The following is a 12,962-nucleotide window of genomic DNA, read 5'->3' as shown; positions in this document are numbered from 1 at the left end:
TATCCCGGCGAGGTGTCGTCAGCGCCGCCCGAGCGGCTTCACGACGAGCACGCCGGTCTGGACGTAGCGCTCGTAGACGGCACGCAGCTCCGTCTCGTTGAGCCCCCGGTCATCGCCGTCGAGGATGTAGAGCCCGCGCCCCGGGTCGCGGTGGGCGTTCGCCCGGAACTCCTCCCAGCTCATATCCTCGTCTCCGCTCGGCGTGGATTCGTCATCCTCGGATGAAGAGGAGGGATCCATGCCGCCGCAACCGGCGAGCACGAGCGCACAGAAAAGGACAGACAGGGAGCACCCGATGCGGCTCCTGGACAGACGCCCCGAAGACGATCCTTGATTCATTGGAACACCTTTCGCGGTCAGATCACACGTTGTTCGCAACCAAGAGAATCTTGCCGACGGCGATTCGACAGCCAGCGCCGCCAGCATCTTGCATGATTACACAGGAATCGAGGGACATGGAAGTCCCATGCGGGAGCTGAAGTGCACCTGGGTCGCCGCCGGCGGGGGGTTGCGGTCACAGCGGCGGCTGCGCCGTGCGAGCCAGGAGGATCAAGTGAAGCTCGCACCGCACCTGCCACGGGTCGTGCAGATCGAACGAAACCGGCGCGCCCGGGCTACATCGGCCCCATCACGGCGCGCGACGCAGCGCGCCGCGCCCACCGTACGAGGTGGCTCGCGTCTGGCTTCATCGCGATGCGTGCGCGTCGGTCGCGGAGCGAGACGAGCTCACGGCTTCGAGGATCTGTGGCTCGCCGGCGTTGCGGCCGAACGGGCGATGCCGCTCTCTTACAGAGAATGGTGGCTTTCGCTGTTCCTCGATGAGGCCGCCTCCACTCCACAGCCTGCGGGGTGTGCTCGAAGCGCTGGCGACGGTGGAGGAGCTCGTCCCGTCGCTCTTCGAGCGAGGAAGCGGGACGTAGCCTGCGTGCCCTGCCGTTGCCGCGCCTTGCCGTTCCGTGTACACAGGTCGGATGATTCGAGCACAAGGCTACGCCACGCAAAACGCACAATCGCCCCTCGCTCCGTTCTCGTTCGACCGGCGAGACCCGGGCGAGCACGACGTGGTGATCGCGATCTCCCATTGCGGGATCTGCCATTCCGACATTCATCAGGCCCGAGGCGAGTGGGGCAATTCGATATACCCCATGGTGCCGGGCCACGAGATCGTCGGTCACGTGAAGGCCGTCGGGAAGGGCGTCACGAAATTCCGCGAGGGAGACCGCGTCGGCGTCGGTTGTTTCGTCGACTCGTGCCGCGTCTGCGGGTCCTGCCAGGAGGGGCTCGAGCAGTACTGCGCGAGCGGGATGGTCGCCACGTACAACGGCATGGAGAGGGACGGCAAGACGCCGACGTTCGGCGGCTACTCCGATGTCCTCGTGACGGACGAGAACTACGTGCTCCGCGTGCCGATGAGCCTCGACCCCGCGGCCGTGGCGCCGCTGCTCTGCGCCGGCATCACGACCTACTCGCCCCTGCGCCACTGGAAGGTGGGCGCGGGGCAGAGGGTCGCCGTGGTCGGCCTCGGCGGACTCGGGCACATGGGCGTGAAGTTCGCCGCATCGCTCGGCGCCGAGGTCACCGTGATCAGCACGTCGACGCGGAAGGAGGCCGACGCGCGCAGGCTCGGCGCCAATCACTTCCTCGTGAGCACCGACCCGAGCGCGGTCGCCTCGGCGGCGAGCTCGTTCGACTTCATCCTCGACACCGTGTCGGCCTCGCACGACGTGGGCGCGCTCATCGGCACGCTCCGACGCGACGGCACGCTCGTGCTCGTGGGCGCGCCGGAGAAGCCGCTCGAGATCGGGGCCTTCGGCCTGCTCCTCGGTCGCCGTCGGTTCGCGGGCTCCGCGATCGGCGGGATCAAGGAGACCCAGGAGATGCTCGATTACTGCGGCGAGCGCGGGATCGTCTCCGACGTGGAGGTGATCCCGATCCAGCAGGTCAACGAGGCGTACGAGCGGACCGTGAAGGGCGACGTTCGTTACCGCTTCGTGATCGACATGAAGAGCCTCTCGGCCTGACGTTCAGCCGAACGCGTCCCGAAGCACGATCGTCTCGTCCCGCCGCGGCCCCACCGACACCAGGAACACCGGCACGCCGCTCTCGGCCTCGAGGCAGCGCACGTAGTCCTGCGCGGCCTTCGGCAGCTCCGCCATCGTCCGCGCCTGGGGAGAGCGCCTCGCGCCACCCCGGCCGCTTCTCGTACACGGGCACGGCCTTTCCGACGGGCCGGATCGGCAGCTCCGTCGTGCGCCCCTCCGGCGTGTCGTGCGCGACGCACACCGCGATCGTGTCGAGCCCGCTGAGCACGTCGAGCTTGGTCACGGCGAGCCCATGCGCCATCAAATCCTGCAAATCCTGCGAGCAGCTCTCGTGGTTCTCTTGGCGGCCCAGTGTTCCTCGACCCCGGCCACGCTGCCAAACAACACAAATCGGAGCAGGCGTTAAAATTTACAAAATAGGACTCCAGAGGTTCACCAATCCGCGAGCCACTTTCGACTACCCTTCGGCCAACACTGAACACGCGAAGGAGATGTACATTCATACCATCTCGCGAGAAATAAATCTCGAAGCTCCTCGATCAGCTCTCGACGGAACAATGCTCTGGGCAATCAATAATCCATATTAACGTTTTGCTCGTGCACTCCAGCATAACGCATCATGCATCGAATTTCTCGCGGCCTAAGACGGCGCAGCCCACTTGACCGCATACGCGAACACCCATAAGATGGCGTCGGGGGGAGGCAACCGATGTCATTTAAAGTGACCACCGCGACCATTTGTATCTTGTCGACGATCTCGGTCGTTGCTTGCATGAGCGAAGAAGCGCCCGAGTCCGAAGCCACAGAAGAGGCGGCGCTCGCGATCTGCCGCAATCTCGTCAATGGAGATCGCTATTATCCAAGTTGGCTATCGTGCTGCGATGTTGACGAAGGAGCCAGGAGTGACTGGACAGACAGCGGCGGGACCGTGAGCACGTGGGCCGGCAGTTGCTCGAGCTGGGGAATTACTCTCTGACCCGGGTTTCGCCCGCGAGACCGCCTCGACGGCCGCCTCCGCCCCGCGCGCCTACTCTTCGTCCTGGCTGACGAGACGCACGTCGATCTCGAGCGTGCCACCGAGGATGTCCGCGTAGCGCCGGGACACGTCGATGACTTCGTCCATCCCCGAGAGGTCGAGGACCGCGAAGCCACCGATGAGCTCCTTCGACTCCGCGAAGGGCCCGTCGAGCACGCTGAGCTCGCCCTTGGTGAACATGAGGCGTTTGCCCTGGGCACTCGGCTCGAGTCGATGGGTGCGGACGAGCACGCCAGCTTTGGTCATCTCGGTCCGGAGGCGCGAGAGCGCAGCCTTCTGCTGGGCACTCCGCCCGCCAGCCTCGGTGGACTGATCGGCCTTTTCGATCAGGAGCACCTGGAGTGGAGGGTTCTCCGGCATGGGCATGACGCCGATGTCCCACGGCTCGTTGACCTTGCCGACCTCGAGCTCACAGTCGCCGAGGATCTTGCCGTAGCGCTCCGCCCAGCCGAGCGCTTGCTCGAGGGTGCCGACCTTGAGTTGCAAGGTTGCGGCGGGAAGCTCGTGCGCGCCCGAGTAGGGGCCGCGCTTGGTGGTGACCTTGCCTTCGCGGAAGACCAAGCGCGTTCGCGTCTTGCTGCCACCGAGGCCGGCACCGTCGATGAGTCGACCGGATTGTGCGAACTCGCCGACGAAGGCGCCCATCCTGTGGACGAGCTCGAGGGGCGGCGGGTTGCCTGCTTCGGTTTCGGGATCGTTCTTGTGCATCATCATAAAACGCATGGCTGACTCCTGATGTTAGAGGTGAGAAGAAGCTCGGCGAGGCGGCCTCGCCACTCGCCGGGCCTTCATGGAGCACGACGTGCGGCGCATGGTCGTAAACGACGGGGCAGGGGAAATTTTCTCAACTCTGCGAAATGAGAAGGGAATCTTCTTCAGCGCTCCTGGCTGGCAGGACGGGCGCGTGTCGCCCCTGCGACTGGCACGGACGTTGCTGTAGGAGCGACCAGGAACGTTGTGAATATTACAATTATTCGGGTGGGCCTCGTCGTGGTGGGGCTCTGGGCCGGATTGGGTTGCAGTTCGGAGCCTGGACCCGACGGCGGCACCGGTGGGAACGGCTCGGGCGGCGGACCTGACGGAACGGGTGGCGGATCGGGCGGGGGCTCCGGCGGCTCAACGAGCTGCACGTCTAGTCTCGGCGAATCGGGAACGATCGTCGAGAACTCGAGCAGGTGCTTACAAGACGACGCTTTCTGCGAGGCGAGAGACGACGGAACCTATTGCACGGGCTCTCGTCCATAAGTGTGTCCCGCGGGCCAGGTGCGCACCGGTTGGACTACCTGCGACTACCCGGCCGAAAACGGTGGTGCAGGCGCTCTCGGGGGTGCTGGCGGTGTCGGTAGTCTCGGTGGTGTCAAGCGACAGTAACTTCGGCTCTCCCGCACTTTTGCTGAAGGGTTCAGTTGAGCCGGCTCGCCACCTCTGGGATCCGCGAACAAACCGATGGAAGAGGCCGGCTACTCTCACGTCGTGTGCAGCAAAAGCGCGGGGGCGCGGGGCTCTGCGTGTTCGCAAGGACGTGCTCCCGCAGCGCTGCGGGGACTCTTCATGCGCGCGCTTCGGGCACGACACGCTGTCGTGTGCTCCCATGTTCGGGCGCTCGGGCCACGTCGTGCAACTCAGAGCGCGACCGTCGGCGCGCCGTCAACCGCGGCGGCGGCCCGCCCAGGGCGCCGCGGCGGGTCGCGCTCGCTCGTGGCGCTGGCGCGCGGGCGACGTCGTGCAGCCCAGGGCGCACCGCCGTCCGTGCGCTCTCACGGCTACGTGGACAGACCGCCGGCACCCGCAGCTTGACGAACACTGGCGCCGCGAACAGCTGCGCAGTGGCCCACGCTCTGGACGGTACGATCCATGTTGATTGGGATGCTCTCCTCTAGGTTGCGTTTGACGCCCTATCCTGTCATCAGAAGAATTGGTTGCATCGCCACGTTCTCCGGGCGGCGCCAAAGGAGGAAAGAGCCGATGAGAACGGAATGCCGACGGCTCGCATCGGCGGCGATGTTCGCTCTCGTGCTCGGTGTCGCTTCGACGCAGGTAGAGGCCTCGGAGCTGAGCGCCGGTGTAAGCCTCGGTTGGATCCACGCTGGCACCGCTCCGCGCGTCGCGGTAGGCGCGAATGCTGGGATATCGTGGCACATTAAGAAAAACCTCCTGTTGAAGGTTCATGATCTGTGCAGCGTCGTGCCTCCTATCCAGATAGGCGGGGTCGGCGTTTACAATCACACCTCCGTTGCCATTGGATACAGTTGGATGCATGGCGACATTGGCGCGGGCCCATCGGTCGCGATCTACTTCATGCCAGCCTGCGGAAACACCTTATGTGGACAGGTTGCCGGGATCGCGGTAGGCGGACATGCGCAAGCCAGCGCGTACGTTGTGGGGCCGCTGGGCATATCGGCGAGCGCTAACGTGGACTGGATCGGCGGAAGAAGTCTTGTGCTCCCAGGCTATGCATCCGTCGTTGTCGTTGCCGGCCCTGTAATGCGATGGAGTGCCAAATGAGCTCAAGAAGAAGTCTATTTTTCTTTGTGGCCATCGCGATCTGGGTGTTGACGGCATGCAACTGGACGGTGGGAGACTGCTACCCTCGCGAGGAATGGACCTCGGGCGCAGGTGCGGGTCCAGGTTCGGAGCCCATCCCGGTCTTCAGCTCCACCGCATCCGGTGACTTCGGAGATGCGCCATCGGGAGAACGGCGAGACGCCCGTGAACATAAGATCCAGTGTAACAAAACGGATAGCTCAGGAGAAGAGGAAGAAGAAGAGCACCCGAGAGACAGCTCGGAGAGTCCGACAACCAGCATATGCTCAGGACCCGGTGACACCACTGGAGACGGCCAGACTTATGTGTTCTGCAGCGACACCTGCGGTTCAAAGTGCCCGCCGGCCGGAGTAAACGGATTTTCACCAACCATCTTCAAATTCGCTACGACTATTGCAGACAATGGCACAGGCGAATCGGGAGGCTGGCAGACAGCCTCCGTTCGTCTGAAGATTAAGCGGTGGGTCGAGGTGTATCCGGAGTTCTGGGAATGTCCACAGATGACGTTTGGGATGCCACTGCGAAACAGAGCTCAGGGACAGATTTCAGCTGACGAGGCCGCGCGCATCAGTGCCGACGTAGCGAGCAAAGCTTCGCGTAAAGTAATGAGGGCAAACCCCACTATTCCGCAAGGGATCTACTGCGCTAGGTTAAAGGATGAGATGGACATCAGCCTCCGCAAGCACGTGGATGGATCCAGAGTCACACAGCCATGAAGCACGCGGTCGAGGAATTGTTCAACGTCGTACATCGCTACTACCCTCGGCGGGTTCCGTACGAGGATATTGGTCGCGTGCAAACAGAAGAGGATCGACGGCTGGTGAACGCCCGTCGCCGAGCCGGCGCCGATTGCGAGCGGTGGCTTGGCATGTTGCGGCGCCTGCGTGAACAGTTCCCCGAGAACGAGGTCGACAATTTCTCAGCCCATCTCGTGACGGGAAGTCACGACGCCTGTTATTCCGGTTCTCTCTATCTTCCGAAGGCCACCGGAGAATACCGACATGCAATTGAATTGAGGGTGAGCTTTCTGGTCCCTTATTACATCGTCTACAGCTCGCGCCTCGTTGATGATCTCGAGGAGATCGAGAGGGAGAAAGCGCTCCGCGCGACGCCACCTCGCGCCGTCACGATCTTCGTCCATGATACGGTCTACATCCTGCCCGCCTGGGTTGGCAAGCTGATCAGGCTGGTCAAGCCCGAGCTTGTTGAGCCACCTTCGATGGAAGATAGACCCACGCGGCAGGTCATCTGCTTCGATCTATCGCCCGATGAGCAGCCGTGCGCTGCGGGGATCGCCCAAGAGATCGAAGCGACATGGGGATATGAGCGCATGCCGCCGGAGATCGGCAACGTGGTCGTGCCGGACGTGGCGACCAATCTACGACGTTTGGGAGAGGCTAGGCTATACGATTGCCTTTTTTCAGACGCATGGTAAGCCGGTGAGGCTCTCAACCTCAGCGCTCACCGGCACCCCAAGCGATCTGGCAGAGCATGAAGCGCAGCGGACCGGGCTTGAACCGTCCAGAGCGTGCCGAGTTCGCCAACGTGACCGTCGACCTTCGCGCCTGGTCCTATCGAGCCGGATAGCTCGCTGCGGTTAGCCTCAATCCAGTTATTCAGGAAAGCGCAGCGTCTCGACCTGAATGCCATCCTCCGCCGTGATCTCGTCGCCAGACCAATCCCAGCTCACGCCGCCCTTGCCCGGCGGTCCGAGCTCGTAGGTGACGCCCTCCAGCGTGAGCTGGTCCTCGTCGAGGTAGGCGATGCCGATCGAGTCGCCGCCGCGGCCGGGGCCGCCGTAGCCGCCGTCGCCTCCGAGGCCGCCGCTGCCACCCTGGCAGGACCACATCCCGTCCCCCAAGGCGCCTCCTGGAGCGCCACGGCCGCCACGGCCGCCTTCCTCCGGCTCCCCGCCGTCGCCGCCTTGGCCCCCGTCGCGGGCGGTGATGATGCTATCGCGCACCGTCACCTTGGCGTGGAGCGCCACGATCGCGATGCTCGGTTGGGCGTTCCCGCCCCCTCGGCCGCCCCGTCCCCCGCAGCCGCCCGCGCCTCCGGAGCCGCCGCCGGCGCCGCCCTTGGTGGCCACACCGCACGCCGCGAGCCCACCGCGACGCCCACCGCCACCGCCGCCGCCTTGGCCCGGCATCCCCCGGGCGCCGTCGCCGGCCCCGTCGCCGTGCCATCCGGTCTCCTCGATCCGCCCGCGGCCCTTGCCCGCTGCGCCGGCGGCGCCCCACATGCCACTCAGCCCGGTGACGCCGGTGCTGCAACCGCCGTCTGCCCGGTTGCCACGCCCTCCTTCCCCATCGTGGTGGGGGTTCGGCTGGGGTACGGGCTCGCCGTCCTCCCCATCTCCAGCGCCGTCCGCGAGCCCGTCGCCTCCCTTGCCACCGATGCTCGGGAGCCCTCCCTCGCAGGAGTTCACCGCCGGAACCCCACCCGGGACCGTCGCTGCGGAGCACGCGTCTCCCCCATACTGCCCGTCCGGCCCCGACGCTGCCCGGCCCGGCCATTTCTCCCCATCGTGGCCCCCAAATCCCGGGTCGGCTGTGATCCAGCTTTCGATAATCTCCACCGCGGTGCCCGACCGAACGATCATCCCGACATGCGTTGAGCTGCGGATGAACATGTGATCGATGATCGAGACCCCGTCCGCTGCCCCCGTGTCGCCGGCGCGAGCCGGCTCGACGATCAGCGCGATCTGCCCGATCAAGGGGGGACCGACCTTGCCCATGCCCTGCGCCGGGCGTGGAGTCTCCTCCAGGCGTTCCCAATCGACGACATTGAAGCCTCCGTAGATATCCACCCCGGAGGGCAGCGTGATGGACTCCTCGAAGCCATCGTTCGTGACGAACACGCGACCGCGCCCGGTGCGCGCAAGCTCGATGCCGCGCTGGATGGAACGAACCGGCCTGTCCTTCGTGCCGGGGTTCGCGTCGTCACCGCCGAGCACCGGATGGTTGACGAACACGCCGCAGCCATCGACCACCTGAGACTTCGCAAGCTGCTCCAGGCAGACGGACTCGGGGATCGGATCACCAACGCACGTCGAGGGTCCGTTGCACGGCGGCGCGCCGTTCGGGTCGTCCACCCCCGGTGCGGTCCCGCAGCCGGTCGAGGCGAGCGGCAGAGCAAGGACGAGGAGGATCGCGGAATTCAGGTTCATGGGCATCCCTCGAGGGCAGCGCGTCGCGCGGCGCGATTCAATGGAGCGGCTCGCTTGCCGCTGGGAAGACATAAAAAGCACCCTGTGGGCCGGTTTTCCCTTTGCCCGCGTCGTCCTCCGGACCGGCGTTCCCCGCGGCGCCGCCTGTACCGGCGTCCCCGATAACCATGGTGGTCCCGGCTCGAATGGCGAAGTTGGGCACCACGTAGGCGATGCCGACGGATGCGCCGCCGAGCCCGCCGCCGGCATCGCCTCCGCGACCGCCGTTGCCTCCCCAACCGCCAGGGCACCCCGTCCACATGCGAGCATCAGGAGCCCCGCCCCCATTACCACCAGACCAACCGAGCCCCCCCGGTTGGCCCGTTCCGCCGACCCCGCCCTGGCCGCCATCGCCGGTGAACACGTCGGTGTTGGCGACGGTCAGGTCAGTGCCCTCCAGCGCGACGATACCGATGCTCGCGCCGCCATAGCCGCCGCCCGCGCCTCCCTTGCCGCCGCAACCCCCGCTTCCCCCCGAGCCGCCGGCCGCGCCACTCTGGGGCCGGCTTGTCGGACACGCGACCATCTCCCCGCGCGATTTGCTGCCGCCACCGCCACCGCCGCCATGGCCGACGCCGCCCTTCTTCCCGTCCTCACCACGGACACCGATCCATCCATCGTCGCTCAGGAAGCCTGGGCCAAAGGCGCCACCCGCGCGACCGGCGTCGGCGCCGTCTGCGCCATCGCCCCCTTCGCTGCATCGCGTGAGGTCCGCGCCGAGCCCCGCGTGGCCGTCGCGCTCCGAAATCTCCGCGGGCTCCGGCTGTCCTGGCGTGCCATCGCGGCCGACGTCAAGCCCACCGTCGCCGCCGTAGCCGCCCGTCGACTCGATCCCATCGCCGCACACGGTGACCACCGGAAGGGCGCCCGTCACGATGTCCGCCGTGCAGGCGTTCGCGCCGTTGTTGCCCACGACGCCGTCCGTGGATCGATAGCTCGGCGCGTCCCCGCCCGGCTCCCCGCCCTTGCCGTTGCCCGCCACGATCACGCTGTCCTGCACGATCGCCCTGGCCCCCGTGCTCAAAATCACCGCGATCGACGACCTGCCATCGGGCGCCGAGGCGTCCGTCGCGACAATGCGCACGCCGGCGATCACCGACGCCGTGTCGTCCTGCGCGAGCGCCGTACCCTCCAGCCCGAGGACCCGCAGCGGGATCCCCCCAGGCGGAGCGATGATCGTCGGGTGATCCGGCCCGCCGAACGACCCTCCATAGGACCAATCTCCGCCGTCACACAGGCGCCCGCCCCAGAGGTCGACCCCAGATGGTAGCGTGATCGTCTCCGCGAACTCCCCGCCGCACGCGTACACGCGCCGGGTCGCTTCCTCGCCGTGGCCTCGCCCGTGCGCGGCGAGCCCGATCGCGTGTTGCAGGGTCTTCACCGGCGCGCCCTTCGTGCCGGGGTTGCTGTCGTTGCCTGACGACGCGCTGACGAACACCCCGCATTCATCCAGCGCCGGCGCCGTGCCGGGCGCTCCCTCGCACGGGTCGGGCGGCGGCACCGGATCGGGGTCGCACGTCTCCACCTCCCAGCAAGGGTCGGAGTACGGACACCCTGTCAGCGTGCTCGCGCCGCACATGAAGATCGCGACGGCGACGACGGACGTCGCCACGCGCCGGCCTTCCTTCGAACGCATCTGCTCGGCCCCCGATGTCCTCACCACAGCCCCTCGATCGTCACGCCAAGCTCTCGCCCGGTCGCCACCGGCGAGGCGTGAATCCGATCCTGAGCCGGCGTGAGCCCCAGGAAGGAGAAGTCCGTGAAGAAGGACGCGGCGGTCGCTGCCCCAATCACACCGCCGGCGATGAGCATGGCCGTGCCCACGCCCGCGGACAGGTTGCGCTCGTCTCGGAGGCGGAGCAGGTCTGCGCACCCCGGGCGATCCGCCGCTTGCCAGCACCTGGACCCGCTCGCCGCCGCACCGCCGTTGAGCCCGTCGCGCCGTTCGCTCAGATCGCCGTCAAGACGGGTGGCCCGGATCATGAGAAGGCTGCCCGCGGACAGGGTGGCCGTCGTGACGGCGATCCCCGCGATGCGCAGCGTCGTCGGCCGCCACGCCGATTGCCCGGGCGCCTGCTGGCGCGCAGGGGGCGATCCGCTCACGGACTTGGGCACAGCGGGCGCGTTGTCCTTGGCGCTGCTCTCGGCCGAGCGCGGTAACTGGATCGTCATGGTCGGTTCGGTCGCCGCCTGCGCGTCCAGCGTCTGGGAGCCTTCCTCGCGGCCCGGTGCTCGGGCCCGCACCATGTGCTTGCCAGGCTCGAAGAACAGTGTGTAGGTCCGCCTGGGTCGGCCGATGGGCTTGCCATCGACGAGCACCTCGGCGTCCGGCGGATCCACCGACAGATAGAGCGTCGCGACGAACCGAACGGCCTTGGCCAGTCCATCCGCGAATCCTTTTTGCTGGGCAGGAGAAAGCGCCTTCCGCCGCTCAAGGCTCCAAGCCAGGTGCTCCGCCGCGTCACGGAACTTGCGCAACTTGAGCTCGCAGAGGCCCAGCTCTCCAGCGATCTCGGCGGACTCTCTCTCTGTGACAGATGTCGAGTCGATCGCCTCGAAGGCCGCCTTGTAGGCGGCGTGTGCCTCGGTCCACTTTCCCGATGCCCGAGCTCGTCGGGCGCGGCGAAGAGGGTCCTTTACGATCGAATCGTCGCTTCGTGCGGCGGCCGGCTTGCGGTCCTCCGCCCGCGCTGGATGCGTGGTGCCGATCACGACGCCAAGCATCAGGCAACTCCAGAGCGATTGCGCAACAAAACGCATGCATAGAAGGTACTTACGTCAGACGTGGCGCGTCAACGGCTCTGAAAGCAGCATAACCTGAACGATCAGACGAGAAAATCCCGCCCGATCGAGGAATGCGGCCATTGCTGCTCATGCAGTCACACGACCCGCGGCCCACATGTCGCACATTGCCCGACCGACGCTGGGGCCGCCCTGCATTTTCTTGAAGCCCTCCAGACGGCTCAGGTGTTCTACCGGTGATGGGCGAGCCAGGCAGCACCCCTACCGGCTTCGAATTCTTCCGGCGCCTCGCGCGGCGTTTCGGGGTCCCTGCGCGACACGCGGAGGACCTCGCGCAGGACGCCTTGCTGCGGGGACTTGAGGCGGATCTGCGGGTCGATCTCGGGGAGGCCCGAGCGTCCTACGGTGCCACCATCGTCCTGAACCAGGCGCGAAACCACGTCCGGAACGAACGCCGTCGGGGGGAAGTCCTGACCTCGTTCGACGACCACGAGCTTCGGGCGGAGTGCCCGACTCCGGAAGAGATGCTCCGCAGGCGGCAGCGAGAGGCGCTCCTCCGCGACCTGATCAACCAGGTCGACCCCAAGTACCGCGACGTCTTGATCAAGCACGCGATCGAGGAGGTGCCGCTCGTCGAGATCGCCTCCGAGCTGGGGCTCAAGCCGCAGACGGTGAGGACACGATACCGCCGAGCGCTCGAGGACCTCGCCGCGGCCGTGGAACGCCGGAGGGCGCGGCAACGCGCGCGCGGATGGGACGACGCTGCATGCGTCCCGTTCGCCTTCGATCTGCGTGGCCGCGAGGGGTGGCTGGGTCAGCTAGGCCGCCTGGGCATCAAGATCCTGGTGCAGGGGGCGGTCGTCGTGCTGACCGGCGCCCTCATCGCGACGTTGCCGGACTCGTTCAGTCCGGAGTCGCGGTTGGGGGCGGCGGTGGTGCGCGCTCCTGCGCCCGCACCGGCCGTGGAGAAGATCGCGCAACCACCGGCCCAACTCCCGATGCGCGCGGCGGCAGCGGCGGCCGCGCAGGCGATCGAGCAGGCGGCGCAGGACCGAGACGCACGAGGGCCTGCTCCATCAGGGGCGCCGGTGCGTCGTACCTGGCTCCCCGTCCGCGCGGTGGTTCCAGCCGTCAGCGAGCGCGAGCAGAGCCTCATCGACGAGGCCCGAAGGGCCATTGAGGACCATAACGCGGTCGCAGATGCAGAGGCGCGCCGATTGCTTGAGACACATGCACGGGAGTTCCCGCAGGGAGAGCTCGCCGCGGAGCGTGAAGCGCTCCTGACGCAAGTTCGCTGAGTCCTCGGCCTCCCTCCGACAGCCAGTAGGCGGTGACGCGGGTGATGTCGTCGGACAGCACAAGGCCGAGATCTGCCTTGCGTCCAGACAAG

General features: G+C 66.5%; 8 protein-coding genes and 2 pseudogenes. 3 read left to right on the top strand and 7 right to left on the bottom strand.

Annotation, left to right across the window (positions count from 1 at the left end):
• Positions 1-18: 18 nt before the first annotated feature.
• Positions 19-183 carry a hypothetical protein gene (locus WMF36_RS44215; RefSeq protein ID WP_437576873.1) on the bottom strand — a complete coding sequence of 55 codons (165 nt, stop codon included), beginning with the start codon at positions 181-183 and terminating at the stop codon, positions 19-21.
• Between the two features lie 788 nt (positions 184-971).
• Between WMF36_RS44215 and WMF36_RS44210 the strand changes: the two genes are divergently transcribed.
• The gene (locus WMF36_RS44210) at positions 972-2,021 is read left to right on the top strand and encodes an NAD(P)-dependent alcohol dehydrogenase (RefSeq protein WP_437576872.1); all 1,050 of its coding nucleotides are present in this window, start codon (positions 972-974) and stop codon (positions 2,019-2,021) included.
• Between the two features lie 3 nt (positions 2,022-2,024).
• On the opposite strand, the pseudogene WMF36_RS44205 reads toward WMF36_RS44210, so the two are convergent.
• The 3 genes and pseudogenes from WMF36_RS44205 to WMF36_RS44195 all read right to left on the bottom strand — a co-directional run.
• Positions 2,025-2,159: pseudogene (locus tag WMF36_RS44205) on the bottom strand (adenylosuccinate synthetase); the annotation flags it as partial.
• Between the two features lie 25 nt (positions 2,160-2,184).
• Positions 2,185-2,343, bottom strand: a pseudogene (locus WMF36_RS44200) (adenylosuccinate synthetase); the annotation flags it as partial.
• Positions 2,344-3,069: 726 nt separating this feature from the next.
• A complete protein-coding gene (locus tag WMF36_RS44195; RefSeq protein WP_437576871.1) occupies positions 3,070-3,801 on the bottom strand; it encodes a YciI family protein in 732 nt (243 codons plus the stop codon).
• A gap of 2,533 nt (positions 3,802-6,334) precedes the next feature.
• Here WMF36_RS44195 and WMF36_RS44190 point away from each other — a divergent pair.
• A complete protein-coding gene (locus WMF36_RS44190; protein WP_437576870.1) occupies positions 6,335-7,057 on the top strand; it encodes a hypothetical protein in 723 nt (240 codons plus the stop codon).
• A gap of 177 nt (positions 7,058-7,234) precedes the next feature.
• On the opposite strand, the gene WMF36_RS44185 is transcribed toward WMF36_RS44190, so the two are convergent.
• Genes WMF36_RS44185 through WMF36_RS44175 form a run of 3 tightly spaced genes read right to left on the bottom strand, consistent with a single transcriptional unit; the run spans position 7,235 to position 11,590 of the window.
• Positions 7,235-8,791 (bottom strand): hypothetical protein, encoded by a 1,557-nt coding sequence (locus tag WMF36_RS44185; RefSeq protein WP_437576869.1) that lies wholly within the window; start codon positions 8,789-8,791, stop codon positions 7,235-7,237.
• A 37-nt stretch (positions 8,792-8,828) separates the two neighbouring features.
• The gene (locus WMF36_RS44180) at positions 8,829-10,466 is read right to left on the bottom strand and encodes a hypothetical protein (protein ID WP_437576868.1); all 1,638 of its coding nucleotides are present in this window, start codon (positions 10,464-10,466) and stop codon (positions 8,829-8,831) included.
• 20 nt (positions 10,467-10,486) lie between these two features.
• Positions 10,487-11,590: a hypothetical protein gene (locus tag WMF36_RS44175; protein WP_437576867.1), complete on the bottom strand. Its 1,104-nt coding sequence runs from the start codon at positions 11,588-11,590 to the stop codon at positions 10,487-10,489.
• A gap of 221 nt (positions 11,591-11,811) precedes the next feature.
• Between WMF36_RS44175 and WMF36_RS44170 the strand changes: the two genes are divergently transcribed.
• On the top strand, positions 11,812-12,870 hold the full coding sequence (locus WMF36_RS44170; protein WP_437582040.1) for an RNA polymerase sigma factor: 1,059 nt from the start codon (positions 11,812-11,814) through the stop codon (positions 12,868-12,870).
• Positions 12,871-12,962 lie beyond the last annotated feature (92 nt).

This window comes from Sorangium sp. So ce887 (genome assembly GCF_051521455.1).
Lineage (GTDB): Bacteria > Myxococcota_A > Polyangia > Polyangiales > Polyangiaceae > Sorangium.
This window is presented reverse-complemented; position numbering and strand designations above follow the sequence as displayed.

Bases quoted from the DNA above. Each gene is read 5' to 3' on its own strand.
- WMF36_RS44210 (WP_437576872.1), top strand. From the start codon at position 972: ATGATTCGAGCACAAGGCTACGCCACGCAAAACGCACAATCGCCCCTC.
- WMF36_RS44185 (WP_437576869.1), bottom strand. From the start codon at position 8,791: ATGAACCTGAATTCCGCGATCCTCCTCGTCCTTGCTCTGCCGCTCGCC.
- WMF36_RS44195 (WP_437576871.1), bottom strand. From the start codon at position 3,801: ATGCGTTTTATGATGATGCACAAGAACGATCCCGAAACCGAAGCAGGC.
- WMF36_RS44215 (WP_437576873.1), bottom strand. From the start codon at position 183: ATGAGCTGGGAGGAGTTCCGGGCGAACGCCCACCGCGACCCGGGGCGC.
- WMF36_RS44170 (WP_437582040.1), top strand. From the start codon at position 11,812: ATGGGCGAGCCAGGCAGCACCCCTACCGGCTTCGAATTCTTCCGGCGC.
- WMF36_RS44180 (WP_437576868.1), bottom strand. From the start codon at position 10,466: ATGCGTTCGAAGGAAGGCCGGCGCGTGGCGACGTCCGTCGTCGCCGTC.
- WMF36_RS44190 (WP_437576870.1), top strand. From the start codon at position 6,335: ATGAAGCACGCGGTCGAGGAATTGTTCAACGTCGTACATCGCTACTAC.
- WMF36_RS44175 (WP_437576867.1), bottom strand. From the start codon at position 11,590: ATGCGTTTTGTTGCGCAATCGCTCTGGAGTTGCCTGATGCTTGGCGTC.